This is a genomic window from Pantoea sp. E2023-21 (genome assembly GCF_051302795.1).
In the GTDB taxonomy this organism is placed as follows: Bacteria; Pseudomonadota; Gammaproteobacteria; order Enterobacterales; family Enterobacteriaceae; genus Pantoea; species Pantoea ludwigii_A.
Genome location: NZ_CP195344.1, coordinates 1257704 through 1282901, shown reverse-complemented (window position 1 = coordinate 1282901; position 25198 = coordinate 1257704). Strand labels below are relative to the sequence as shown.

Below are 25198 nucleotides of genomic sequence, written 5' to 3'. Positions count from 1 at the left end.
TCTCGCAGACCAGCGTTAAACGCGGGCAGGATGCTTAGCCAGCCAATGCCCGAGCTGTTCTGCGGGCATTGGTTTTGCATAATAATAACCTTGACGCCCATCGACACCGTTGGCCATCACAAACTTCTCTTCAGCTTTAGTTTCAATGCCTTCGGCAATCACCTGCAGCTTAAGGGCTTTGGCAACCGCGACAATCGCACGGACCAGCGACTGCGCAACAGGTTGCTTGTTGATATTACGCACAAAACTCTGATCCAGTTTAATGGCATCAATAGGGATACGCGCCAGCTGGGACAGCGAGGAGTAACCGGTACCAAAATCATCAAGATGAATTTGCGCACCCAGTTCCTGGAACTGTTTCATCAACATCAGCGCGCCGGCCTCATTCTCGATTAAACAGCTTTCTGTTAGTTCGATATCAATCGGACAATCTTTCAGCCCAGCTTCATTCAGCGCCTGCTTCAGGTCAGTGTAAATGCTTTGATCAATCAGTTGCTTAGCGGAGACATTAACCGCGACGCGCAGATAGATGCCTTCGCTGCGCCATTTAATAATCTGCTGCAGCACATTGAGCATCACCCAGCGGCCCAATGGCACAATCAAACCGGATTCTTCGGCATACGAGATAAAATCACCCGGCGGCACCAAACCGCGTTCTGGTGAATTCCAGCGCACCAGTGCCTCAGCGCTCAGCACGTCGCCCTCGGCATTGAGCTTCGGCTGGTAATGCACCACCAGATGATCCAGTTCGAGTGCTTTGCGCAGGTTGGTATCGAGCCAAAGATACTCAAACACACGCTGATTCATTTCGTTAGCGAACACGCAGAATTTGCCGCGTCCATTCTCTTTAGCGTGATACATCGCGGTATCAGCATTACGAATCAAGCTTTCGCGGTCCTCGCCATGTAGCGGGGCAAGGGCGATACCAAGTGAGCATCCGCTGTAAACCTCGATCAGGCCGATACGGAACGGCTGACGCAGGCGCTCGAGAATGCGCGATGCCATCGCTTCCAGCGCCGCCTGGCTGGTGTGTTCCGCCAGCACCACAAACTCATCCCCGCCAAGGCGCGCCAGCGTCTGGTCTTTGCCCAGGCAGCTGAGAATCGCCAGTGACACGGCTTGCAGCAGCTGATCGCCAAACATATGGCCGTAAGCGTCGTTCACCTTCTTAAAATTGTCTAAATCAAGGTAAACCACGCCGGTTTGACTGCCATTCGCCAGCTCCAGTGCCAGACTAATCTGCTGATGAATAGCATTGCGATTAGGTAAACCGGTCACCGTATCGGTATTGGCCAACACGCGAAGGCGTTCCTGAGCTCGGCGCTCTTCAGTAATGTCGGTTCCTGAACAGATGAGGAAAATTTCATTTTTCCCGCTACCGCTGTGAACGAACTTATTACGAAACAGAAACAGTCGCTGACCTTTACGGGTTTTTATCCAGCGCTCAACTTCGTAAGAACTGCCTTCACGGAAGAAACCGGCGATATTGCGGCGTGACGCCTGCGCTTCCTGCTTGGTCATAAACAGCTGGAATACGTTGCGGCCAATCACTTCCTGCTCTTTCAGCCCGGTGTACTCTTCACTCAGGCGATTGAAGCGCTGAATGTTGCCGCGTTGATCGAGAATGACAATGACTGAATTCGCTTCAGAAACCACTTGTTCTGCGAACGACAAGCCTAGCGTCAAATCGCGCGCGACAGCCGACGTATCGCCCCAGGCAGAAGAGGTGCCTGCCCAGGTAGATTGATTGACTTTGCGGCCGACGAAATGCATCGGAACGGGCTCGCCATGCAGTGACAGCGTGAGGTTAATACTTGAGGTAATGACCGTCATCGCACGTAATAAACTGGCTTGTGCGGGAGTAAGCGGAACCGCCATGTTGGTGTTCGCGTTCTCATCTTCGGCAAAATGCAGAGCATCACTATCTGAAGTTAAACGCCAATGAGGGCTGGTGGTGCCAAACAAGGTATATAGCAATGTTTGCCCTTGTTCATCGGTCATGGAAACTTCCTCCGGGGGAATGCTCAGCGGGCGGTATCTCATTATTTTAGCAACAGTATTCAACCTCCTGCGCCAGCACAAGATGCAATTCAATTATATTTTTGTTTTTACTAAAGAATGGCACGAAAAAGCCCCGACAAGCGGGGCTGAAGTGTTTTAGCACGGGCACTTACCCAGTTTTCCGGCCTGGCTGGGAAAGCGTGCATCGAGGCAATGACGGTGAAAAGCGCGCTCATCCATCGGGGCGAGAGTTGGATGATGTTCACGCATATGCTTCAGATAAGTTTGATAGTCATGAACGCCGACCATTAAACGAAAACTTTGCTGCAATCCCTGCCAGATGCGCTGCCAGCGCGTAAGATTTTGCCCAGATGCTGCGGGTGCGATTGGTAAGCACTGCTGAATATGCCACGCGCCGGTCGGTTTTCTCCAATGATAAATGGACTCAGACATTTCTCACCTCTTTACGCAATGAGATCTCGGATTCATGGGTGGTTGGCACCGCACTGTTGAGCGCACGACGAATCACAAAGAACGCTGCCACCAGCATGGTCACGGCCACCAACATAAAGAAGGCGCACAGGGCCGCGTTAATTTGATTGCTGAAGACGATGGTTTGCATGTCGGCGACGGTTTTGGCGGGCGCGATGACGATACCGTCATCAATCCCTTTGCGGAACTTGTTGGCCTGCGCAAGGAAACCAATCGACGGCTTCTCATGGAAGATCTTCTGCCAGCCAGCGGTCATTGAGGTAATAAACAACCAGGCGGTGGGAATAATCGTCACCCATGCGTAACGCTGCTTCTTCATTTTAAACAGCACCACGGTGCCGAGTATCAGCGCCATCGACGCCAGCATCTGGTTACCGATACCAAACAGCGGCCACAGGGTATTAATACCGCCTAATGGGTCGACGACGCCCTGATAGACGAAGAACCCCCAGCCCGCAACAGCGACGGTGGTGCCCGCCATATTGCCCAACCATGAACGGTTATTGGCCATCGACGGCACTACAGTGCCCACCAGATCCTGCACCATAAAGCGACAGGCGCGAGTACCGGCATCAACAGCGGTCAGAATAAACAGTGCTTCAAACAGAATGGCAAAATGGTACCAGAACGCCATCATCGCGCGGCTGTTAAACACGTCGGTGATGATATGCGCCATGCCCACCGCGAAGGTGGGTGCGCCACCGGCACGCGAAAGAATAGTGCTTTCGCCAACGTCTCGCGCAATACCACTTAGCATCTCTGGTGTTACCACAAAGCCCCAGCCGTTAATTGCCTGCGAAGCACTTTCGACCGTGGTACCAATCAATGCTGCGGGTGAGTTCATGGCAAAGTAGACGCCCGGATCGAGCACTGAAGCGCAAATCAGCGCCATAATCGCCACGAACGATTCCATCAGCATTGCGCCATAGCCGATAAAGCGGATATGACTTTCGCGCTCGACCAACTTCGGTGTGGTGCCGCTTGAGACCAGCGCATGGAAACCCGAAATTGCGCCACAGGCGATGGTGATAAACAGGAACGGGAATAGCGCACCGGAGAACACCGGCCCAGTGCCATCAATAAATTTGGTCACTGCAGGCATCTTCATCTCAGGCATGGCAAACAGAATGCCGATCGCCAGGCCGATGATGACGCCGATTTTCAGGAAGGTGGAGAGATAATCGCGCGGTGCCAGCAGCAGCCACACTGGCAGCGAAGAGGCGATAAAACCGTAGATTACCAGCACCCACGTCAACTCCGTGCCTTTCAGCGTGAACAGCGGGCCCCAATAGGGATCGGCTGCCACGTTGCCGCCGTAGATGATTGCCGCCATCATCAGCACAAAGCCGATTATCGATACTTCCGCGATTTTACCCGGGCGCAGGAAACGCATATACACGCCCATAAACAGCGCAATCGGAATGGTCGCGGCAATAGTAAACAAGCCCCACGGACTGTTGGCCAGCGCCTTCACTACCACCAAAGCCAGCGCCGAGAGAATGATGATCATCACGCCCAGTGCGCCCAGCATGGTGACCACACCGGCGAACGAACCCAGTTCCTGACGCGCCATCTCGCCAAGCGAGCGGCCGTCACGGCGGGTCGAGATAAACAGAATCAGGAAGTCCTGCACCGCGCCAGCAAACATCACACCGACCAAAATCCAGATGGTGCCAGGCAAAAAGCCCATTTGCGCCGCGAGGATCGGGCCAACCAACGGGCCCGCACCCGCAATCGCTGCAAAGTGGTGGCCAAACAGCACCCATTTATTGGTGGGTACATAATCGAGGCCGTCGCTTAAACGCTCCGCCGGCGTACGGCGACGGTCATCCAGCTCAAAAATACGTTTAGAGATAAACAGGCTGTAAAAGCGATAGGCAATGCTGTAGCAGGCGACAGAGGCAATCACCAGCCAGACAGCGTTGACGTGTTCGCCACGGCTGAGGGCCAGCATGGCAAAGGCGCCCGCGCCAACTAACGCCACCGCTAACCAGGTAACACTGGTTTTGACGTTGTTCATGAGTTAACTCCTTGTAGAGACCGGTAAAAGAGGCGATCGAATACAACAAGTTAAAAGTAATGTAATGAATTGTTAACGACAGGCGAAGGCACGAGAAGTGTGAAGCGGAATGCAAATTTAACATTTGCTAAAGCGGACAGAGAGAAATGCGGGATAACGGCTGTTATCCCGCACGTATTCATGCTCAGACGGCTGGGCGAGCAACCACGCTGCGTGTTTCCATGCGTACTTCAGCGATGGTCACATCAATGATGTCAGTTACGCGGTAAGCGACTTCACCTTTAATTTGCACAGTGCCGCTTTCCTGTGAGCACACTAGCTCATCACGCACCGCGTGGATGAATGGCGCAGGGATGAAGGCCACCGCACCATTTTCCTGTAAACGGACGCGCATCCCGCCACGTGACACGTCGATGATTTCGGCGCTGAACTTGCGGTCGGTACCGGCGAACGGCGCGAGGAAGCGTGCGTAGAGCCAGTCGCCGACATCGCGTTCTGCCATGCGGTTGAGACGTCGACGTTCGCTCATGATGGTTGTCAGCGCATCCTGCGGACGGGCAGTGCTGTCGCCGCGCACAATCGCTTTCAGCAAACGATGGTTAATCATGTCGCCGAACTTACGAATCGGCGAAGTCCAGGTCGCGTAGGCGTCAAGACCGAGGCCGAAATGGGGGCCCGGTTCGGTGCCGACTTCGGCAAACGACTGGAAGCGACGAATACGGCTGTCGAGATACTGGGTAGGTTGCGCATCGAGTTCACGACGCAGCTGACGGAAGCCTTCCAGCGTCGTGATCGCCTGCGGATCAACCGTGATGCCATGGCCGGCCAGCACGCCAGCGGCCTGCTCAGCATTGGCCAGATCAAAACCGGTGTGCAGGTTGTAGATCCCGAAGCCCAGTTTCTCCTGCAGCACTTTCGCGGCACAGACGTTAGCCAGAATCATTGACTCTTCAACGATTTTATTCGCGATGCGGCGTGGTTCGGAGATGATATCCAGCACTTCGCCTTTCTCACCCAGAACAAAACGGTAGTCCGGACGATCTTTAAACACCAGCGCGTGGGTTTGACGCCATTCACTGCGCGCCAGACAAACCTGATGCAGCAGGCGAATCTGCTGAGCAATGGCGTCGTTCTCAGGCTGCCAGCTGCCGCTGTTTTCCAGCCAATCGGAAACGTCGTCGTACACCAGCTTAGCTTTGGACTCGATCCACGCGGCAAAGAAATGGGCGTCATCGGCCAAACTGCCATCTTTCAACACGGTAACGCGGCACGCCAGCGCTGGGCGACGCTCGTTCGGACGCAGTGAGCAGACGTCGTCAGAGAGTTCGCGTGGCAGCATCGGGATGTTAAAGCCCGGAAGATAGTTGGTGAAAGCACGTTTTGACGCCAGCTTATCCAGCTCGCTGCCTTCCGGCACGTATGCGGTTGGATCGGCGATTGCGATGGTCAGAATCAGGTTGCCATCGCTGGCTTCTTCCACGTACAGCGCATCATCCATATCCTGGGTGCTGGCGCTGTCGATGGTGACGAAGTTCAACGCAGTGAGATCTTCACGCTGCAAATTTTCGTCGAGCATCTCACCAAAACCGACGTCCGGAGCCTGACGTTCGAGGTTATGGCGCGACAGTGTGACCCACCACGGTGCGAGATGATCGTCCGCAGTGACAATGAACTCGGTCAGTTCGGCATAGAAACCGCGATCGCCTTTCAGCGGGTGACGGCGCATTTCCGCCACCGCCCAATCACCGTTCTGGAAATCGTGGGTTACGCCACGTTCGGCGCGGCACTGAATCGCGTCTTTCAACAGCGGATGATCCGGCACAATGGACAGACGATCGTCTTTTTTCTGCACGCGGCCGACAAAGCGGGTCAGGAACGGCTCAACCAGGGTTTCCGGCTCGGCACTCTCGCGGTCTTTATCGGTGTGGATCACGGCAGAAATGCGGTCGCCGTGCATCACTTTCTTCATCTGCGGTGGCGGAATGAAGTAGCTTTTCTGGGCGTCAACTTCAAGGAAGCCAAAGCCTTTTTCCGTACCTTTAACAACACCTTCGACGCGCGGAGTCTGCGCGTGAAGCTTCTCTTTAAGCTGCGCGAGCAGCGGATTATCCTGGAACATAATTTATATAGTTTCGTGGCCTAAGAGCGGCTGACAGTTTTACGCGAATCGCGTGCGCGCGGCAAGGCCAAAACAGGCTAAAAAGCCGCTTTACGCGGCTTTTTACCTTCTGATAACGCTTTGGTCAGGCGATACGTTGTGAGGGTGCAGCGGCGGTTAATGCCAGCTTCACCGGTACCGATTTTGAGGTCGGGGTGCCGCTGCCGTCGCCAAAGCTGGAGAGCGGCACCAGCGGGTTGGTTTCCGGATAATAAGCCGCAAGATTACCGCGCGGAATGTTATACGGCACCAGCTTGAAACCGCTGACGCGACGGGTCAAACCGTCATTCCACAGCGTCTCAATGTCCACCAGCTGGCCCTCAGCAAAGCCCAGCGACGCCATATCGTCCGGATGGATAAACACCACTTCACGCTGACCATACACGCCGCGATAACGGTCATCGAGGCCGTAAATCGTGGTGTTGTACTGATCGTGTGAACGCAGGGTTTGCAGCGTGAACGGCACCGCAACATCGCCCAACTGCGGGAACAGCGAGGTCGGCAGGGCGGCAGCGCTGAACTCGGCCCGTTTGCTTGGCGTGTTGAAGCGCAACTCGGCCGCCGCGTTACCCAGATAGAAACCGCCTGGCATGTCGCACTTGTTATTGAAATCAGCAAAGCCCGGAATGGTGGCGGCGATGTGATCGCGAATCAGATCATAATTGCCTGCCATCGCCAGCCAGTCGATTTTGTCGCTGCCTAGCGTCGCATGAGCAATACCCGCAACAATCGCGGTTTCGGAACGCTGCGTCTCCGCCAATGGAATGCCGACACCTTCTGAGGCGTGCACCATGCTGAAGGAGTCTTCAACGGTAATGTACTGATTGCCGCTTGCCTGGCGATCGCGTTCGGTACGGCCCAGCGTCGGCAGAATCAAACCTTCATGGCCCGGCACCAGATGGCTGCGATTGAGTTTGGTGCTGATGTGCACAGTCAAACCGCAATGCTGCAGCGCTTCTTCGGTTACCGGTGAATCTGGCGCGGCAGCGGCAAGGTTTCCGCCCAACGCAATCAGCACTTTCACTTCGTCACGCAACATCGCGTTCAGCGCTTCAACGGTGTTATGACCGTGCTCGCGCGGCGGCTCGAAATCAAAATGGGCGCCCAGTGCATCGAGGAAGGGCTTGCCTGGCTTCTCATCAATGCCCATGGTGCGGTTGCCTTGCACATTGCTGTGGCCACGCACCGGACACAGGCCGGCGCCTTTTTTGCCTAACTGACCAAACAGCAGCTGCAGGTTAGTAATTTCGCGCACGGTATCAACCGAGTGTTTATGCTGGGTAATGCCCATCGCCCAGGTGACAATCACGCGTTCGGCACGTTGATAAATCGTCGCCGCTTCACGAATCTGCACTTCGCTCAGACCGGATTGGCGCACAATATCATCCCAGCGCGTGTTATCTACCGCCGCGAGATAGTCCTCTACGCCTTGCGTATTGGCATCGATAAAGGCTTGATCGAAGATCCCTGTTTCACCGGCCGCCAGGCGTGCACGCTGGCGTTCGAGCAGGGCTTTAACCATGCCGCGAATTGCTGCCATGTCGCCGCCGAGATTCGGTTGGTAATAGGCAGAACTAATCGTACCCGCCTTTGACGTGACAATTTCCAGCGGCTTCTGCGGATCGGCAAACCGTTCCAGACCGCGCTCACGCAGAGTGTTAAAGGTGACGATCTTCGCGCCGTGATCGGCCGCATGGCGCAGGCTGTGCAGCATACGCGGATGGTTGGTGCCCGGATTCTGGCCCAGGACGAAAATCGCATCGGCGTGATCAAAATCGTCCAGACGAATGGTGCCTTTACCGACGCCGATACTGCGCTTCAAGCCGGTGCCGCTGGCTTCGTGGCACATGTTGGAGCAGTCAGGGAAGTTGTTGGTGCCCATTACGCGGCCAAAAAGCTGATAAAGCCATGATGCTTCATTGCTGGCGCGGCCGGAGGTGTAAAGCTCCATTTGGTTCGGGTGATCCATCGCCTGCAGGTGGCGAGCAATCAAGGCTAACGCATCGTCCCAGCTGATCGGTTCGTAGTGGTCGGTGGCGCGGTTGTAGCGCATTGGGTGGGTTAAGCGTCCCTGATACTCAAGGAAGTAATCGCTCTGCTGATACAGGGTACTGACGCTGTGTTGGGCAAAAAATTCCGGCTCAACCATACGACGCGTGGCTTCCCACGTCACCGCTTTCGCGCCGTTTTCACAGAAGCTGAAGGTGCTTTTATTATCATCGCCCCAGGCGCATCCGGGGCAGTCAAAACCGCGCGCTTTGTTCATGCGCATCAGGTTGCGCATGTTTTTCAGCGCAGATTTGCTATCAAGGACGAAACGGGTGGTGGCTTCCAATGAACCCCAGCCACCTGCTGCTGCGCGATAGGGTTGAATCTTACGTTTAAATTTCATAGTTGCAGGCTTATTTGTTTATGAGTTGTTATCAGAATATGTCTTCTGTTAGCGGGAAGTGTGCGTCTCTCTTTAAAAGTTGTCTAATTGATTGGTTTAATGGTGCGATAGGCGGCGTTTATCGTGAAGAACGTGACCTAAGTCAAACTTTCCCGGGTGGTAAGGGGTTGCGGTTACGTGTTGCCGAGATAACTGACTAATAATTGCTCTTTCCATTTTGAAAAGGGCACGCAGCATGAAGAATCTGGCCAGCCAAATTCACGCCTTCGGTAAAGCCTTAATGATGCCGATCTCGGTGATCGCCGCCGCCGGGATCTTTCTCGGGTTAGCCGCCGCTATGCAAAATCCGGCCATCACCGGCGATGCTTTCGCCAATATGCAAGTGCCGCAACTGATCATCGGGTTCATCCGCAAAGTGGCGGGCGCGCTGTTCGCCAATCTGCCGCTGTTTTTTGCCGTGGCCAGCGCTATCGGGCTGGCGAAAGCGGAGAAACCCACGGCGGCGTTTGCCGCCGTCATTGGCTACATCGCCATGAACGTCGGTATCAGCTCAACGCTGGCGTCTAAAGGATTAACGGCGGCGACCACCACGCCAGAAGCGCTGCAGAAAGCGGGCATGGACCAAACCGCGGCGATGATGACGTCGGCCGAATATATCGACATGCTCGGCATCTTCACTTACAACATGAGTGTGCTGGGCGGGGTCATTGCCGGACTGATTACCGTGCTGCTGCATAACCGCTTTTACACTCAGCAGCTACCGACGGCGATCAGCTTCTTCGGCGGGCGCCGCTTTGTGCCGATTGTCACCGTGGTGGTTCTGCCGCTGGTCGGCGTGCTGCTGGCCTTAATATGGCCGACTATCGGCGCAGGGATCGCGTGGGTGGGGTTGATGATTGGTAAAAGTGGGCAATATGGTGCGTTTCTGCTTGGTACCAGTGAACGCCTGCTGATTCCCACCGGCCTGCATCACATTCTCAATGAAACGGTGCGCTTTACCCCCATTGGCGGCATGGCAACGGTTGATGGGCAAAGCATCGTCGGGGCGCTCAACATCTTCAACACTTCGCTGACACATCCTGGCGTCATCCCGGACGCTACGGTGCGTGGCGCCACGCAGTTTCTTGCCCAGGGCAAAATTCCGGTGATGATGTTTGGCTTGCCGGCCGCTGCGCTGGCGATCTATCACACCGCGCGACCCGAGCATAAACAGCGCGTCAAAGCGCTGGTGTTGGCGGGTGCGCTGACCTCATTCACCACCGGCATCACCGAACCGCTGGAGTTCTGTTTCATCTTCGTTTCGCCGGTGCTATATATCCTGCATGCGCTGTTAACCGGCCTGTCATTTATGTTGATGTCGATGCTGCATCTGATGATTGGTAACGTGCAGGGCGGCGCGATCGATTTGGTGGTATTCGGCATCCTTGGCGGCAGCAAAACCCATTGGTGGTGGACGATTGTCCTTGGCGTGATTTATGTGCCGATATACTACTACGGCTTCCGTTTTGTCATTACCCGCATGCGCGTGGAAACGCCGGGGCGCGAATCGGACGAGGAGCAGAAACCTGAATTGGTTGCCGCCGATGAACGTACCAAGGTGATCATCAGCGGGCTGGGCGGTGAAGCCAATATAGAGGACGTCGATTGCTGTTTTACGCGGTTGCGCGTGCGGGTGAAACAGATGAATGAAGTCGTTGATCAAACGCTACTCACTACCGGTGCGAACGGCATTAATCGCGTTAGCGAACATGATGTGCAGGTGATTTACGGTCCGCAGGTCGAGAAGATCGCCAACGACGTAAAAACTGCCCTCGGCGTGGCGTAACGCGCTGTCGCTGCGCGTGGCATCAGCGCAGCGACATCCGCCATGATACACTGCTGTTTTCCAGCCAATTCTGCTTTCCATGGACATCAAACAATTAATTTACCTGTGTAATCTGGAGCGCGAACGCCACTTTGGTCGCGCGGCAGAAGCCAGTTTTGTCAGCCAGCCGACCTTGTCGATGCGTTTAAAAAATCTTGAGCGCGAATTAGGGCTGTCGCTGATTAACCGCAGCAACAATTTCGATGGCTTTACTCCAGAAGGCGAGCGCGTACTGACGTGGGCGCGGGAGATTGTCTCGGTATATCAGGGATTGAAGCTGGAAGTGGAGTCGCTCAAGCATGGCGTCAACGGCACGTTGCGGCTGGGTGTGATGCCGCAGTGCAGCGTGGCATTGCCAGCGTTATTAAAAGCGGTGGAAGCGCGATATCCGCAGCTCGATTATCGCGTTGCCGCGATGAGCGCCGATCAGCTATTGGAAGCGCTCAACAGCCACACGGTGGATGGCGGTATCGGCTTCTTTGAACTGACGTCACTGCGTGAGCTGCATTTCCAAACCGCGCTGTTGAAAGATCCAGGCGTCGAAGCGCTGTTCAGTCCGGCGCATTTTCCGGCGCTGCTAGAGCAGGAGAGCATCTCGCTCGCCACGCTGGCCAGTCAGCCGCTGTGTCTGGCGGAGCCTACACGCTATTTTCGTCGCTATCTTGATGGGCAGCTGCGTGAAACCGGGCTGATTCCGCGCGTCATCGTTGAGAGCGCGTCGATCATGCAACTGTTGCAAAGTGCGCAGGTTGGCCTCGGCGTGATGGTATCGCCACGCGGACATTTGTTGCCGGGGCTGATGCAGAATCTGGCGCGGCGGCCAATTGAGATGGCACCGATGGGCAGGCAGGCGGCATTAGTGATTGCCGAGCCGGGCAGAGCATCGCCGCTGGCTCAGCATTTCTTTGATGAAGCGCGCAGGCATCTACCCGATTAACGTGATTCGCCGAGCGCCATCAGCAAGCGATCCTGCCAGCTGGCAAAGGCTACCGCGTGTAACAGCGTAAAGAGGCGTTCGCTGCCCCAGCCGGCGTTCAGCAGCGGCTGCAAATGTGCAGCGCTGAAGCGATCGGGCAGGCGAGTGAGCTGGGCGCTGAGTGAAATCACCGGCGATGTCGTGCTTGCGCTTTCTACATCCTGCAATAGCGCAGCGCGCCATTCATCAGGCACGTGATCAAACTGGCGTCGACAACCCAGCACCCGCGCGCTGACTGCCTGCGCCAATACTTCATCCTGCGCGAAATGTTCGCTTAGCCGCTGCTTCAGGGTAGCGAAACCGTACAGCGCTTGCGCATCATGCACCAGCAGCCACATGGCATCATCCAACCCCTTAATCCCCTGACAGAAGGTAACTGCTGCCAGCTGATCGGCGCTGGCGTAGCGCAGTTGAACCGGTTTTAACGCGTGCTGCCAGTCGTCATTACGCGTAAACAGCTCCGCATTAGCATCTGGCGGCGGCGAAACGCCCGGAATCCAGCGCACCGGCAGGCCCATCATCGCCTGCAAAGACGCCACCACGCGCGACTGATAGCTGACAAACCCCACCAATTGATTCAGCGTGACAATATCAGGCTCGGTTAATCCCACCGCGTCCAGCGCGCTGATGCTATTAGCGGTGATCAGTTCGGGCTGCATCGCCAACTGCCGCGCATATTGGGTAATTTGCGTCAGACGATTATTGCTTTCGCGTGAAGAGTCGGGGCCGGGCAACGGATTAAGTCGGGCAGAGTAGTGGTTGCATAAGCGCTGCACACCGGCGACTTGCGCAACAGTTAGCGCGGTGCTCAGGCGATCGTACAGCGTCAACGTGTGCGTCAAGCTGGTGGCGAGCGTATCGGGAAACAGAAGCTGGCTGACATCGCGCGCGGCCAATAAAGCAGGCTGAAATCGCGAGAGCAGCGGTTGTAACGCTGTCGCTTCCTGTTGCAAACCCAGCAGGAAACGATCTTCGATATAGGCGGCTTCGGGCACCAGCGGTGCGGTGGCGGTGCTATTCGGACGAGTCTGGCTTTCATAAAACCAGTGGTCATGGCCGGGAGAACGGCGTTGTTCCATGGTCATTCCTTTCGCTAAAAACGGACTTGCTGCACAGCGTGCGAATCTGAAAAGCAGGCATACAACAAAGGGCTGGCTTATCGTCGCTGAACGGCTGTCCACGGCAAAAGAATGATGGGGAATAATTAATAGCTTACGAGTATAAGGAGGGATGTTTTGCAAAAGAGGTCGCCATGAATGGCGACCCAACGTAGCTTATTTCAGTTCCAGCTCGTTCATTGCGGCGATGCTGAAGCCGCCATCAACGTGTACCACTTCACCGGTGATACCACCCGCCAGATCAGAGCACAGGAAGGCAGCAGAGTTACCTACGTCTTCGATGGTAACGGTACGACGAATCGGGGTCACCGCTTCGCAGTGTGCCAGCATCTTACGGAAGTCTTTGATGCCTGACGCCGCCAGGGTACGGATTGGACCCGCAGAAACGGCGTTAACACGCGTGCCTTCTGGACCCATCGCGTTCGCCATATAGCGCACGTTGGCTTCCAGCGAGGCTTTCGCCAGACCCATTACGTTGTAGTTCGGGATCGCGCGCTCTGCACCCAGGTAAGACAAGGTCAGCAGGGCAGAATTCGGGTTCAGCATCGCGCGGCACTCTTTTGCCATCGCCACAAAGCTGTAGGCGCTGATGTCGTGTGCGATTTTGAAGCCTTCACGGGTAACGGCATTCACGTAGTCGCCATCCAGCTGATCGCCAGGTGCGAAACCGATGGAGTGAACGAAACCGTCAAATTTCGGCCAGGTTTTTGCCAGTTCGGTGAACAGCGCAGTAATGCTCTCGTCTTCAGCCACATCGCATGGCAGAACAATGTCTGAACCCAGATCTTTAGCAAACTCTTCCACACGACTTTTCAGTTTGTCGTTCTGGTAGGTGAAAGCCAGTTCTGCGCCCTGTTTGTGCATCGCCTGCGCAATACCGTAGGCGATTGAGAGTTTACTGGCAACGCCAGTAATCAGAATGCGCTTACCGGAAAGAAAACCCATAGCTGTAATCCTTTTGGTCATTGTTGTTGGCGGTCGCGATGGTTGAAAAGTAGGCGACCGACGTTAATCTCGTGCGAAGTCTAGCACGTCTCTACAAATGCGGTAAATCGCACCGCGTTTTCCGCGCCTTAACGCTCGCGGCGCCAGGCTTCGGCGGTTAAGGCTTCACCAAAGTGACTGGTGATCAGCCGTTTGGTCAGGTCGTGCAACGGCGAGGCCAAAACATCGGCGGTGCCGCCGCGCTCCACGACTTCGCCGTGATGCATCACCAGCACCTGATCGCTAATGTGCTTCATCATGCCAAGATGCTGCGTGACATAAATATAGGCAATGCCGTGCTTCTCTTGCAGTTCCAGCATCAGGTTCACCAGCTGCGAACGCATGGTCATATCCAGCGAGGCGAGGGCTTCATCGGCGACGATCACTTTTGGCTGCAGAATCAGCGCACGCGCCAGCGCCAGACGCTGCTTCTGGCCCGGTGCCAGCATATGGGGATAGTAACCGGCGTGGTCGCGCAGCAAACCCACCTGGCGCAGCGTGGCGATGATGCGCTTTTCGCGCGCTTCATCATCCAGTTCGGTATTCAGGCGCAGCGGGAAATCAAGAATCTGACTCACACGCTGACGCGGGTTGAGTGAGGTTGACGGATCCTGAAAAATCATGCGAATGCGCTGGCTGCGATAACCGTAGTCGCCGAACTCCAGCGGATGATCGTCAATCAGCATTTCGCCTTCGCTGGGCTCGACCATACCGCTAAGCATTTTCGCCAGCGTGGATTTGCCCGAGCCGTTTTCACCAATCACCGCCAGCGTCTGTTTCTCGCGCAGGGTAAAACTCACGCCTTTCACCGCCTCAACGTGCTGACGACGAAACAGCCCGGTGCGATAGCGATAGGTTTTACTCAGATTGCGCACTTCCAGTAGCGTTTCCATGCTTACTGGCTCTCCATATTCAGTGGGAAATGACAGGCGAACAGATGCGCTTTATTGCCGGTCAGGCGCGGCGTTTCGATACACTTACGTTGCGCATACGGGCAACGCGGCCCCAGACGACAGCCAATCGGCAGGTGTTCCAGCGACGGAATCGCGCCAGACAGCGTATTCAGACGGCTTTTATGCGGCAGCGCGCTACCAAAATCGGGCATCGCCCGGATCAGTGCCTGCGTGTAAGGATGATGCGGCGTATCCATCAACTCTTCACTCTGAGCACTCTCCACCGTTTGGCCGCAGTACATCACATTGATACGGTCGGCCCAGTGGCTCATGGTGCGCAGATCGTGGCTGATCAGCAAAATGGTGGTGTTGTTGTTCTGATTGAGGCGACTCAGCAGGCGGAAAATCTGCGCTTGCGTGGTCGGTTCCATCGCGTTGGTCGGTTCATCGGCGATCAGCAAACGCGGCTGATTGGCCAGCGCAATGGCGATCATCACTTTCTGGCATTCGCCGTCGGTCAATTCGTACGGAAAACTGCGCATGATGTCTTTGTGATCTTTGATGCCGACGCGATGCAACAGCTCAATAGCCCGCACTTTGCGCCAGAACCATAGGCGTTTATACCAGCGGCCTTTGTGGGTCCAGCGCGGAATGGCCTGCATCAACTGGCGCCCAATGCTTTCAGACGGATCGAGACAGGATTGCGGCTCCTGGAAAATCATCGACACGTTATGGCCGATAATGCGACGGCGTTCGCGCGGTGACAGGCGCAGCAGATCGATATCATCAAACACCATGCGATCGGCGGTCACGCGCCAGTTGTCTTTGGTGACGCCGCAAATCGCTTTGGCGATCAGACTTTTGCCGGAACCTGATTCACCCACAAGACCGCGGATTTCGCCTTCGGTGAGCGTCAGATTGATGCGATCAACCGCTTTGACCGGACCGTCAGCGGTCATAAATTCAATGGTCAGGTTACGGATATCCAATAGCGGCATTATTCAACTCCCGCTTCTACTGCGCGACGAATGCCGTCGCCCAGCAGGTTAACGATCAATACGCTAACCATTAGCGCTACGCCCGGCAGCATCACCGTCCAGGGCGCAACGTAGATCAGCTCCAGCGCGTCACCGAGCATCGCACCCCATTCAGGTGAGGGTAGCTGCGCGCCAAGATCGAGGAAACCGAGTGCGGCGATATCCAGAATGGCCATGGACAGCGAGCGAGCAAACTCACTCACCAGCAGCGGCAGCACATTGGGCAGCACCGCATGCCACAAAATATTCAGGTTACGCGCACCATCGAGGCGCAACGCCACCACATACTCTTTTTCCATCTCGTCATGCACAGCAGTATAGATCTCGCGCACCAGACGTGGGATCAGCGCCAGAAATACCGCCAACATCGCGTGTTCAAGACGCGGGCCGAGAAACGCCACCACGATAATTGCCAGCAGCAGCGAGGGAATCGACAGCAAGGTATCCAGCACGTGATTCATTACCGCTGAGCGCACACCGTGCGTGATACCGGCAAACACGCCGAGTACCAGCGCACAAAGCGCCGCTAATACGGTCACCAGCATGGCCGAACCCACGGTGGGCGCCACGCCACTCAGCAAGCGGCTAAGCACATCGCGGCCTAAATCATCGGTGCCGAGGAAGAAAGAAACATCACCATAGCGCGACCACGACGGCGGCAGCAGCTGATAACCGAGGAATTGCTGATCGATGCCGTATGGCGCCAGCAAGCCGCCAAACAGGCACAGAAACAGCAGCATGCCAAAGCCGTACAAACCGATCATGCCGCTGGTATCACGATACAAGCGCTGCCAGCTGCGACGCAGCGTGCTGGGCAGCCGCTTCTCGTCGTAGACATTATCTAAGGGCATACCATTCCTTATGTTTCAACGGATTAAGCGCCGCACCGAGAATATCGGACAATACGCTAACCATAATCACCAGCCCGCCAACCACCATCACACCAGCGGAAATCGCTGCGTAATCCTGCTGACGAATAGCGTTAATCAACCAGCGGCCAAGGCCCGGCCAGTTGAACACCACTTCGGTAATCATCGCTAACGTTAGCATGGTGGAAAATTGCAGCCCAAGGCGCGGGATCACCGGTGGCAGCGCATTGTGCAGCACGTGGCGGCGGATCACTGTGAAACGCGATAATCCGCGTGTGGCGGCCGCTTTGACGTAGTTCTTGTCCATCACATCGCTGGTGCTGCTGCGCAGTAAGCGGATCATCTCCGTGGTTGGCGCAACAGCCAACACCACCACCGGCAGAATCATATGCGTCAAGGCGCTGACCAGCATTTCATGGCGCCATGGCGACGGGCTCAGCCAGGCATCAATCAGTGCAAAACCGGTTATATTTTGCACGGGATAGAGCAAATCGAAACGCCCGGAAACCGGCAACCAGCCGAGCGTTAACGAGAAGAACAGGGTAAAGAGCAGCGCCAGCCAGAACACCGGCATCGAGAAGCCGAGCAGCGCCAGCGCGCTGATGGCTTTATCCTGCCATTTTTTGCGCATCACGCCGGCGCAAATTCCCAGCGGAATACCCACCAGCAGCGCCAAAATAAACGCCATGACGCACAGCTCCAGCGTGGCGGGAAACACTTCGCCCAGCTGAAGATCGATCGGCTGGCCATTGGTACTGGAAACACCGAAATCAAACTGCAGCAGGCCCTTAAACCAGAACCACCACGCATCAAACAGCGAGGCGCCTTCGAGCGGGGCATTCGGTGTGAAGTAGCTCAGGCTGAAGCTCACCAGCGATAATAAAAACAGGGTGATCAGCAGCAGCACCACTCGACGCAAAATATAGATAATCATGCTTATTCCTCGCTGCTCTCATCGCGGTAAACGCCAGCGAATGAGGCGTTACCAAACGGGCTTAGCACTAATCCTTTAATATCATGGCGATAGGCCTGCAAACGCAGCGATGAGGCCAGCGGTAAGACGGGCAACTCCTGCGCCAAAATCTGCTGCGCTTTGTCGTAACTGTCTATGCGCGCCGACAGCTGCTGCGACAACAGCGCATGTTGTAAGGATTCATCAAATGCGGGCGAACACCAGTGCGCGTAGTTGGTCTGCGAACGTATCGCCGCGCAGCTTAACAGCGGACGGAAGAAGCTGTCGGGATCGTTGCTGTCGGTTGCCCAGCCGGTCAGGGTGAGATCGTGATTCATCTCCATTAACTGTGCTTCCTGGAAGCGACCTTCCACTGGCGCGATGGTGACGCGCACGCCAACCTGGGCCAAATCCGCTTGTAACAGCTCGGCGGTTTTCAGCGGGCTGGGATTCCACGACTGTGACGATGACGGCACGACTAAGCGCAAATGCAGATTTTCCAGCCCGAGCGCTTTCAACGCCTCACGCGCTTTGGCCGGATTATATTCGGTCACACGTGCATCATTGTCATACGCCCAGGACGCCCGCGGCAAAATAGAGGCCGCGGTTTCGGCGGTGCCGTAATAGATGGACTCCATCAGACGTTCATTATTAATCGCCAGCGCCAGAGCATGACGCACTTCCGGCCTATCGAGCGGTGGCTTGCGCGTGTTGAACGCCAGATAGGCGATATTCATGCCAGGCCGCAGCGTCATGCGCAGACGCGGATCGTCGCGCAAAATACTCAGCTGGCTGGCGGCAGGATAGGCCAGCACATCGCATTCACCGGTCAGCAGTTTGGATAGACGTCCGGTGCCACCCACGCCTAAGTCAATCACCACCTGCTGCAAACGCGGAACGCCTTTCCAGTACTGCGGATTACGTGCCAGGCGTAAATATTGTCCGGTGCGATATTCGCTCAGCTGGAACGGGCCGGTGCCGACCGGTTCGCGATCCAGCTGTTCCTGCTGGCCTTTAGCGCTGAGATTATTGGCGTATTCATGCGACAAAATCGGGGCGTAATGGGTGGCGATATGCCAGAGGAAAGAGGCGTCAGGGCTGTTCAGGCGGATTTCAACCGTATCGCTATCGAGCTTTTTCACGCTCTGCACTGAATCGGCGAACTGCAGGCTATCAAAGTAGGGATAGCTGCCGCCGTTGACGTTGTGCCACGGATGTTTACGGTCAAACATGCGCGCAAAGCTGAACACCACATCATCGGCGTTCATCTTACGCGTTGGTTTAAACCAGTTAGTGTGCTGGAAGGCGACATCTTTCCGCAGGTGGAAACGGTAGGTTGCGCCGTTATCACGCACTTCCCAACTCTGGGCGAGGTCAGGAATCAGCCGATAGGTATAAGGGTCCACGTCCAGCAGCCGGTCATACAACTGCGCTGCCAGCGTATCGACGACTAAGCCGCTGCTGACCATTTGTGGATTAAAGGTATTAACCGTGCCGTTAACACAATAGACAAAACCGCTGTTGCGGATGTTGTCGGTTGGCGCGGCCCACGCTGACGCGCTCATCATGCTGAGACCCAGCAGCAGAGAGGGGAATAATTTTGGCATAGAACTCAACGATTCTGAGGCAATAGCGAGAGTGTATCCCAAACGTCACGTACACCCCAAATTCGCGACACTTTTGCTGTGTTTTTCGCCAGTGCGGCGATGAGGTAATCACAATATTAGTGTGGAAATGAGAAAAATTCTCAATTAGGGGTTTACAGATGATAATAAGAATGATTATTATTCATCTGCGCTTCGACGGTGGCTCTACCGAAGAAGAGCACGACATTGCTCACATTGCTTCCAGTATTAGTTGCCCGCACTCTGTTGCGGGCTTTTTTTTCGTCCTGTTTCGCGCGGATGCTGCGTTGGCTGCGCGCGTCAACCCTGGTCACATACTTGTGTATGCTCCCAGGGATGTCCTCGCTTGCCGCCTTGCTTCCGCGCGAAACAGTTAGAAAAAACACCGTGCGGTAGGCTAAAAAACCCGCCGCTTTCGTAGGGGCGCCATTCATGGCGACCGATGCACGCTTAACTGATTATGGCGACCTGGCTAATCCTCGTCGCGCGCCTGGATGCCATGCTTTTTCATCATGGCGCGTAACTGGTGATAGGTCACGCGCAACAACTCGGCGGCGCGGCGCTGGTTGTATTTGGCCTGCTGCAAACTCGCTTCAACCAGCTCGCGTTCTCGCTGGTTTTGCCACTGACGTAAATCCAGCGGCAGGGAAGGCAAGGCAGAGTCGACCGCTTGCGCGATGGCGTCGGCTGGCGGCGTGCGGGGCGCGAACGGATTAATGATGATGTTATCCAGCTCATCGTCGGCGCTATGATGGCGATAAACCGAACGCTCAACCACATTCTTCAGTTCGCGTACGTTGCCGGGCCAACGGTGATTCAACAGCGTCAGCTGCGCGCGATCGCTAAAGCCGGGAAAGAGCGGTAAGCCGAGTTCGCGACACATCTGAATGGCGAAATGATTGGCCATCACCAAGATATCACTGCGACGTTCACGCAACGGCGGCAGCTGCACCACATCAAAGGCAAGGCGATCGAGCAGGTCGGCGCGGAATTTTCCGGCGGCGGCAAGCGCGGGGAGATCTTCGTTGGTCGCACAAACTAATCGCACATTCACCTGCAAAGATTGATTACCGCCAACGCGCTCCAGCTGACCATATTCAATGACACGCAGCAGTTTTTCCTGTACCAGCATCGGCGCGGTGGCGAGTTCATCGAGAAACAGCGTGCCGCCATCAGCGCGTTCGAAACGTCCTAAATGGCGTTTTTGCGCACCGGTAAAAGCGCCCGCCTCATGGCCGAACAGTTCAGAATCGAGCAGGTTTTCATTGAGCGCGGCGCAGTTGAGAGAAACAAATGGGCCTTCCCAACGGTTGGACAGGTAATGCAGGCGGCTGGCGATCAGCTCTTTACCGGTGCCGCGTTCGCCAATCACCAATACCGGTTTTTCCAGTGGCGCCAGGCGCGAAACCTGTTCCAGTACCTCAATAAAGTTATTGGATTCGCCTAACAGATTGTCGTTGCCATTTGCCATGATGAAATTCGCCACTGATTAATCAATTTCACTACATTAGGTGATGTTCTGGAAGTTGTAAAATAAATAAATCACCTAAAATCAACAAATTAAAAGTTGGCACGCGAATTGTATTAGTAAAGAGCGCCTCGCGCACCTACATACAAAATTTGAGGAACATCATTATGGGTATTTTTTCTCGTTTCGCCGACATCGTGAACGCTAACATCAACTCTCTGCTGGAGCGCGCCGAAGATCCGCAGAAACTGGTACGCCTGATGATTCAGGAAATGGAAGACACGCTGGTGGAAGTCCGTTCTACTTCAGCCCGCGCGCTGGCAGAAAAGAAACAGCTGCTGCGCCGCATTGAACAGGCTGAAATTCAGCAGGCTGAATGGCAGGAAAAAGCCGAGCTGGCGATCAATAAAGGTAAAGAAGATTTAGCGCGTGCGGCATTAATTGAAAAGCAGAAACTGACCGATTTAATGGTTACGCTGCAGCAGGAATCGACTCAAGTTGAAGAGACGCTGGGTCGCATGAAGGGTGAGATTGGTGAGCTGGAGAAAAAACTCACTGAAACCCGTGCGCGTCAGCAAGCGTTAACGCTGCGTCATCAGGCTGCGTCTTCTTCACGCGATGTACGTCGTCAGCTCGACAGCGGCAAGATTGATGATGCGATGGCACGTTTCGAATCCTTTGAACGTCGTATCGATCACATGGAAGCGGAAGCAGAAAGCCAGCGTTTTGGTAAACCAAAAGGTCTGGATCAGGAGTTCGCCGAGCTGAAAGCCGACGATGAAATCAGCCAGCAGCTGGCCGCGCTGAAAGCCAAAATGAATCGCCCAGAGTGATCGCCACGGGCCTGGTATCAGGCCCGAGTTAAAAGGGTGTCAATGATTAAGGAGAGTCGAATTAATGAGCGCACTTTTTCTCGCCATACCGCTAACTATTTTCGTGCTGTTTGTGGCGCCGATCTGGTTATGGCTGCATTACAGCAACAAACGCAACGGCGGCACCGATTTATCATCCAGTGACCTGCAGCGTTTACAACAAATTACCCAGGATGCACGCCGCATGCGTGAGCGTGTTGAAGCACTGGAAGCCATTTTGGATGCCGAACATCCGAACTGGAGGCAACCATGATGAATGGCCGTAAATTGTGGCGCATTCCGCAGCAGGGAAAAGTGCGCGGTGTTTGCGCCGGTGTGGCGGAATATCTCGACATCCCGGTGCGTTTGTTGCGGGTGATTGTGGTGCTGTCGCTGTTCCTTGGCTTATTTATGTTCACCATTATTGCCTATTTTATTTTGGGCTTTGTGCTCGACGAGAAACCTGCCGATGCGTCGGTTGAACGCACACCGAGCGCACGGGAACTGCTCGACGAGCTGGAAGCCACGCTACACAGCGACGAACGTAACGTGCGTGAGATTGAACGCTATGTCACCTCGGAAACATTTAGCGTGCGTAGCCGCTTCCGCCAAATCTGATTTTTATCCCCGAGCCCGCTAATGGGCTCGCTTCTTCTACATTAAGGTAAGAGGCTCTATGCAAACTCAACGTTTTACTGCTCTGCGCCGTCGCGCGACACCTGCGTTGATGTCGGCGGGGAAATTTATCATCATTAGTGCAGTAACTTACGGGCCTGGCGGTATTGCTGGCTGGGCTGTGAAATCGGTGGCGCGCCGTCCGCTGCGCCTGTTGCTGGCGGCCGCCCTGGAACCGTTGCTGAGCAAAGCGTTCAAACGCTTATCAGCACGATTCATCAGGGAGAACGATGAAAAGACTGCAAAATGAATTAGTGGCGCTGATGAACCGCGGTGTTGACCGTCATCTGCGCCTGGCTGTAACCGGTTTGAGCCGCAGCGGCAAAACCGCGTTTATCACCTCGCTGGTTAACCAGCTTCTCAATGTCCACAGCGGCGCACGTTTGCCGCTGTTTTCCGTGGTGCGCGAAGATCGCCTGCTGGGCGTAAAGCGCGTACCACAGCGCGAACTCGGCACGCCGCGCTTCACCTATGATGAAGGTCTGGCGCAACTTTACGGTACGCCACCGATGTGGCCGACGCCGACGCGCGGCGTAAGCGAAATGCGCCTGGCGCTGCGCTATCGTCCTGATGAATCGCTACTGCGCCACTTTAAAGATACCGCTACGCTGTACCTCGAAATTGTCGATTATCCCGGTGAGTGGCTGCTGGATCTGCCGATGCTGGCGCAGGATTATCTCAGCTGGTCACGCCAGATGGTGGGCCTGCTGCAAGGCGACCGCGCGGCCTGGTCCACCGAGTGGCGCCGTTTGTGTGCCGATCTCGATCCCTTTGCGCCTGCCGATGAAAATCGTCTGGCGGCGATTGCTGCTGCATGGACCGATTATCTGCATCAATGCAAAACCGAAGGGTTGCATTTTATTCAGCCAGGTCGTTTTGTGTTGCCTGGCGATATGGCCGGTGCGCCAGCGCTACAGTTTTTCCCGTGGCCGCAAGTCGAGGAGATGCAGATCAGCAAACTGGCGCAAGCGCCGGCGGGTAGCAACTTTGCCATGCTGCAGCAACGCTTCAACTATTACTGCCAGCACGTGGTGAAAGGTTTTTACAAAAATCATTTCCTGCGTTTCGATCGGCAAATCGTGCTGGTTGATTGTCTGCAACCGCTTAATAGCGGACCGCAGGCGTTCAATGACATGCGTCTGGCGTTGACCCAACTTATGCAGAGCTTCCACTACGGCCAGCGCACGCTGTTTCGCCGCCTGTTTTCCCCGGTGATCGATAAGCTGCTGTTTGCCGCTACCAAAGCCGATCATGTCACCTCGGATCAGCACGCTAACATGGTGTCACTGTTGCAGCAGCTGGTGCAGGACGCATGGCAGAACGCGGCGTTTGAAGGCATTAACATGGATTGCCTTGGTTTGGCCGCGGTACAAGCTACCGAAAGTGGGCTGGTCGACCATCGTGGTGAGAAGTTGCCGGCATTGCGCGGGCATCGTCTTGCCGATGACGAAGCGCTGACATTTTATCCTGGCGAAGTGCCGCCGCGCTTGCCGGGAAATAGCTTCTGGCAGCAACAGGGTTTTCAGTTTGAACAGTTCCGGCCGCAGCAATTGGATGTTGACCGGCCGCTGCCGCACATTCGTATGGATGCGGCGCTGGAATTTTTACTGGGAGATAAATTGCGATGAGCGACGAAACACCTTTAAAAGGGCGGATTGATTTTGCCCGCCCACTGACGGTGGAAGCGGAAAAGCCGCTGCGCGCCGCGCAGACCTTTAGTGCGGAAGCTGAAAATGCCTTTCTTGCCACCGCGGAAGTTGAGCCACTGGAAGAGGGTGAAGGCGAAAAAGTGGTGGAAGCCGCGCTGCGTCCCAAACGCAGCCTGTGGCGTAAAATGGTGGGCGTGGGTCTTGCTATTTTCGGTGTTAGCGTGGTGGCGCAGGGCGCGCAAACGCTGCACGATGCGTGGATGGTGCGCGACTGGTTTACGCTGGGCACCGGCGTGGCCGGTACCTTCATTGTTGCGGCGGGTGCGGGGGCGCTAATTGGCGAATGGCGGCGTTTATATCGTCTGCGTCAGCGTGCCGAAGAGCGCGATATTGGCCGCGAACTGCTGCACAGCCACGGCGTGGGGAAAGGCCGGGCGTTCTGTGAAAAACTGGCGCAGCAGGCGCAACTCGATCAAGCCCATCCCGCACTGCAACGTTGGCATGCGGCGCTGCACGAAACCCACAACGATCGCGAAATCGTCACCTTATACGCTCAGCTGGTGCAGCCGGTGCTGGATCGTCAGGCGCGTCGTGAGATCAGCCGTCACGCTGCCGAATCGACGCTGATGATTGCTGTCAGCCCGCTGGCATTGGTCGATATGGCATTTATCGCCTGGCGCAATCTGCGGCTGGTGAATCGCATCGCGGCGATTTATGGCATCGAACTCGGCTACTTTAGCCGCATCCGCTTGTTCCGCTTAGTGCTGCTCAATATGGCATTTGCCGGGGCTTCGGAGTTGGTGCGTGAAGTCGGCATGGATTGGATGTCGCAGGATCTTGCAGCACGGCTCTCCACCCGCGCTGCCCAAGGGATCGGCGCCGGTTTACTTACCGCACGTCTCGGCATTAAAGCGATGGAATTGTGTCGTCCGCTGCCGTGGCTGGAAGATGATAAGCCGCGCCTCGGCGATTTTCGTCGTGAGTTAATTGGACAGCTAAAAGAATCCCTGGTAAAAAAAAGGGGATAAAGCAGGGCAGGCTGCTAAATAATCAGTACTTGCTTACCTTTCACGCTGTTACTGGCGTGAAAGGTGAAATTATCTGTGTTACATCGCATATTCGGCGGGATTTTTGTTGGTCGCTCCGCTACACTTCTCTCTATCACCTGCCTCAG

Annotated in this window: 22 protein-coding genes; 8 read left to right on the top strand and 14 right to left on the bottom strand. The window is 55.4% G+C overall.

The window, feature by feature from the left end; genetic code table 11:
• Positions 1-15 precede the first annotated feature (15 nt).
• The 5 genes from pdeR to ACRQ84_RS06040 all read right to left on the bottom strand — a co-directional run bounded on the left by pdeR (position 16) and on the right by ACRQ84_RS06040 (position 9063).
• Entirely contained in the window at positions 16-2001 is a 1986-nt protein-coding gene (gene pdeR / locus ACRQ84_RS06060) for a cyclic di-GMP phosphodiesterase (protein WP_483817480.1), read from the bottom strand.
• 156 nt (positions 2002-2157) lie between these two features.
• Positions 2158-2454 (bottom strand): YbdD/YjiX family protein, encoded by a 297-nt coding sequence (locus ACRQ84_RS06055; protein ID WP_483817479.1) that lies wholly within the window; start codon positions 2452-2454, stop codon positions 2158-2160.
• Positions 2447-4513 carry a carbon starvation CstA family protein gene (locus ACRQ84_RS06050; RefSeq protein WP_483817478.1) on the bottom strand — a complete coding sequence of 689 codons (2067 nt, stop codon included), beginning with the start codon at positions 4511-4513 and terminating at the stop codon, positions 2447-2449. Before ACRQ84_RS06050 ends, ACRQ84_RS06055 begins: the two co-directional genes overlap by 8 nt.
• Positions 4514-4697: 184 nt before the next feature.
• Positions 4698-6632, bottom strand: coding sequence for an exoribonuclease II (locus ACRQ84_RS06045; RefSeq protein ID WP_483817477.1), 1935 nt, complete (start codon positions 6630-6632; stop codon positions 4698-4700).
• A 124-nt stretch (positions 6633-6756) separates the two neighbouring features.
• A complete protein-coding gene (locus ACRQ84_RS06040; protein WP_483817476.1) occupies positions 6757-9063 on the bottom strand; it encodes an FdhF/YdeP family oxidoreductase in 2307 nt (768 codons plus the stop codon).
• Positions 9064-9298: 235 nt separating this feature from the next.
• Between ACRQ84_RS06040 and ACRQ84_RS06035 the strand changes: the two genes are divergently transcribed.
• Positions 9299-10888 (top strand): PTS transporter subunit EIIC, encoded by a 1590-nt coding sequence (locus tag ACRQ84_RS06035; protein WP_483817475.1) that lies wholly within the window; start codon positions 9299-9301, stop codon positions 10886-10888.
• 79 nt (positions 10889-10967) lie between these two features.
• Positions 10968-11864: a LysR family transcriptional regulator gene (locus ACRQ84_RS06030; RefSeq protein WP_064738795.1), complete on the top strand. Its 897-nt coding sequence runs from the start codon at positions 10968-10970 to the stop codon at positions 11862-11864.
• Here the strand turns inward: ACRQ84_RS06030 and ACRQ84_RS06025 are convergent.
• The 9 genes from ACRQ84_RS06025 to pspF form a co-directional block, all read right to left on the bottom strand.
• On the bottom strand, positions 11861-12982 hold the full coding sequence (locus ACRQ84_RS06025; RefSeq protein ID WP_483817474.1) for a CMD domain-containing protein: 1122 nt from the start codon (positions 12980-12982) through the stop codon (positions 11861-11863). The two genes, ACRQ84_RS06030 and ACRQ84_RS06025, sit on opposite strands and share 4 nt — an antisense overlap.
• Positions 12983-13177: 195 nt before the next feature.
• Positions 13178-13966 carry an enoyl-ACP reductase FabI gene (fabI, locus tag ACRQ84_RS06020; RefSeq protein ID WP_007892455.1) on the bottom strand — a complete coding sequence of 263 codons (789 nt, stop codon included), beginning with the start codon at positions 13964-13966 and terminating at the stop codon, positions 13178-13180.
• 128 nt (positions 13967-14094) lie between these two features.
• On the bottom strand, positions 14095-14898 hold the full coding sequence (sapF, locus tag ACRQ84_RS06015; RefSeq protein ID WP_064738793.1) for a putrescine export ABC transporter ATP-binding protein SapF: 804 nt from the start codon (positions 14896-14898) through the stop codon (positions 14095-14097).
• 2 nt (positions 14899-14900) lie between these two features.
• Positions 14901-15896 carry a putrescine export ABC transporter ATP-binding protein SapD gene (gene sapD / locus ACRQ84_RS06010; protein ID WP_483817473.1) on the bottom strand — a complete coding sequence of 332 codons (996 nt, stop codon included), beginning with the start codon at positions 15894-15896 and terminating at the stop codon, positions 14901-14903.
• Positions 15896-16786, bottom strand: a complete 891-nt coding sequence (gene sapC / locus ACRQ84_RS06005; RefSeq protein WP_064738791.1) for a putrescine export ABC transporter permease SapC — start codon at positions 16784-16786, stop codon at positions 15896-15898. Before sapC ends, sapD begins: the two co-directional genes overlap by 1 nt.
• The gene (gene sapB, locus ACRQ84_RS06000; protein WP_483817472.1) at positions 16773-17738 is read right to left on the bottom strand and encodes a putrescine export ABC transporter permease SapB; all 966 of its coding nucleotides are present in this window, start codon (positions 17736-17738) and stop codon (positions 16773-16775) included. The genes sapC and sapB overlap by 14 nt, the downstream gene beginning before the upstream one ends.
• A gap of 2 nt (positions 17739-17740) precedes the next feature.
• Positions 17741-19363, bottom strand: coding sequence for an ABC transporter substrate-binding protein SapA (gene sapA, locus ACRQ84_RS05995; protein WP_064738789.1), 1623 nt, complete (start codon positions 19361-19363; stop codon positions 17741-17743).
• A 152-nt stretch (positions 19364-19515) separates the two neighbouring features.
• Positions 19516-19815, bottom strand: a complete 300-nt coding sequence (locus ACRQ84_RS05990) for a hypothetical protein (RefSeq protein ID WP_483817471.1) — start codon at positions 19813-19815, stop codon at positions 19516-19518.
• Positions 19816-19853: 38 nt separating this feature from the next.
• Positions 19854-20852, bottom strand: coding sequence for a phage shock protein operon transcriptional activator (gene pspF, locus ACRQ84_RS05985; protein WP_483817470.1), 999 nt, complete (start codon positions 20850-20852; stop codon positions 19854-19856).
• Positions 20853-21016: 164 nt separating this feature from the next.
• Here pspF and pspA point away from each other — a divergent pair, with 164 nt between their 5' ends.
• The 6 genes from pspA (at position 21017) to ACRQ84_RS05955 (ending at position 25052) form a co-directional block, all read left to right on the top strand.
• Positions 21017-21682, top strand: a complete 666-nt coding sequence (gene pspA, locus ACRQ84_RS05980) for a phage shock protein PspA (RefSeq protein ID WP_483817469.1) — start codon at positions 21017-21019, stop codon at positions 21680-21682.
• A 64-nt stretch (positions 21683-21746) separates the two neighbouring features.
• Positions 21747-21974 (top strand): envelope stress response membrane protein PspB, encoded by a 228-nt coding sequence (pspB, locus tag ACRQ84_RS05975; protein ID WP_064738785.1) that lies wholly within the window; start codon positions 21747-21749, stop codon positions 21972-21974.
• Positions 21971-22318, top strand: a complete 348-nt coding sequence (gene pspC, locus ACRQ84_RS05970; RefSeq protein ID WP_064738784.1) for an envelope stress response membrane protein PspC — start codon at positions 21971-21973, stop codon at positions 22316-22318. The genes pspB and pspC overlap by 4 nt, the downstream gene beginning before the upstream one ends.
• A 58-nt stretch (positions 22319-22376) precedes the next feature.
• A complete protein-coding gene (gene pspD, locus ACRQ84_RS05965) occupies positions 22377-22625 on the top strand; it encodes a phage shock protein PspD (protein ID WP_007888070.1) in 249 nt (82 codons plus the stop codon).
• On the top strand, positions 22606-24003 hold the full coding sequence (locus ACRQ84_RS05960; RefSeq protein WP_483817468.1) for a YcjX family GTP-binding protein: 1398 nt from the start codon (positions 22606-22608) through the stop codon (positions 24001-24003). The genes pspD and ACRQ84_RS05960 overlap by 20 nt, the downstream gene beginning before the upstream one ends.
• Positions 24000-25052 (top strand): TIGR01620 family protein, encoded by a 1053-nt coding sequence (locus ACRQ84_RS05955; protein ID WP_483817467.1) that lies wholly within the window; start codon positions 24000-24002, stop codon positions 25050-25052. Before ACRQ84_RS05960 ends, ACRQ84_RS05955 begins: the two co-directional genes overlap by 4 nt.
• Positions 25053-25198 lie beyond the last annotated feature (146 nt).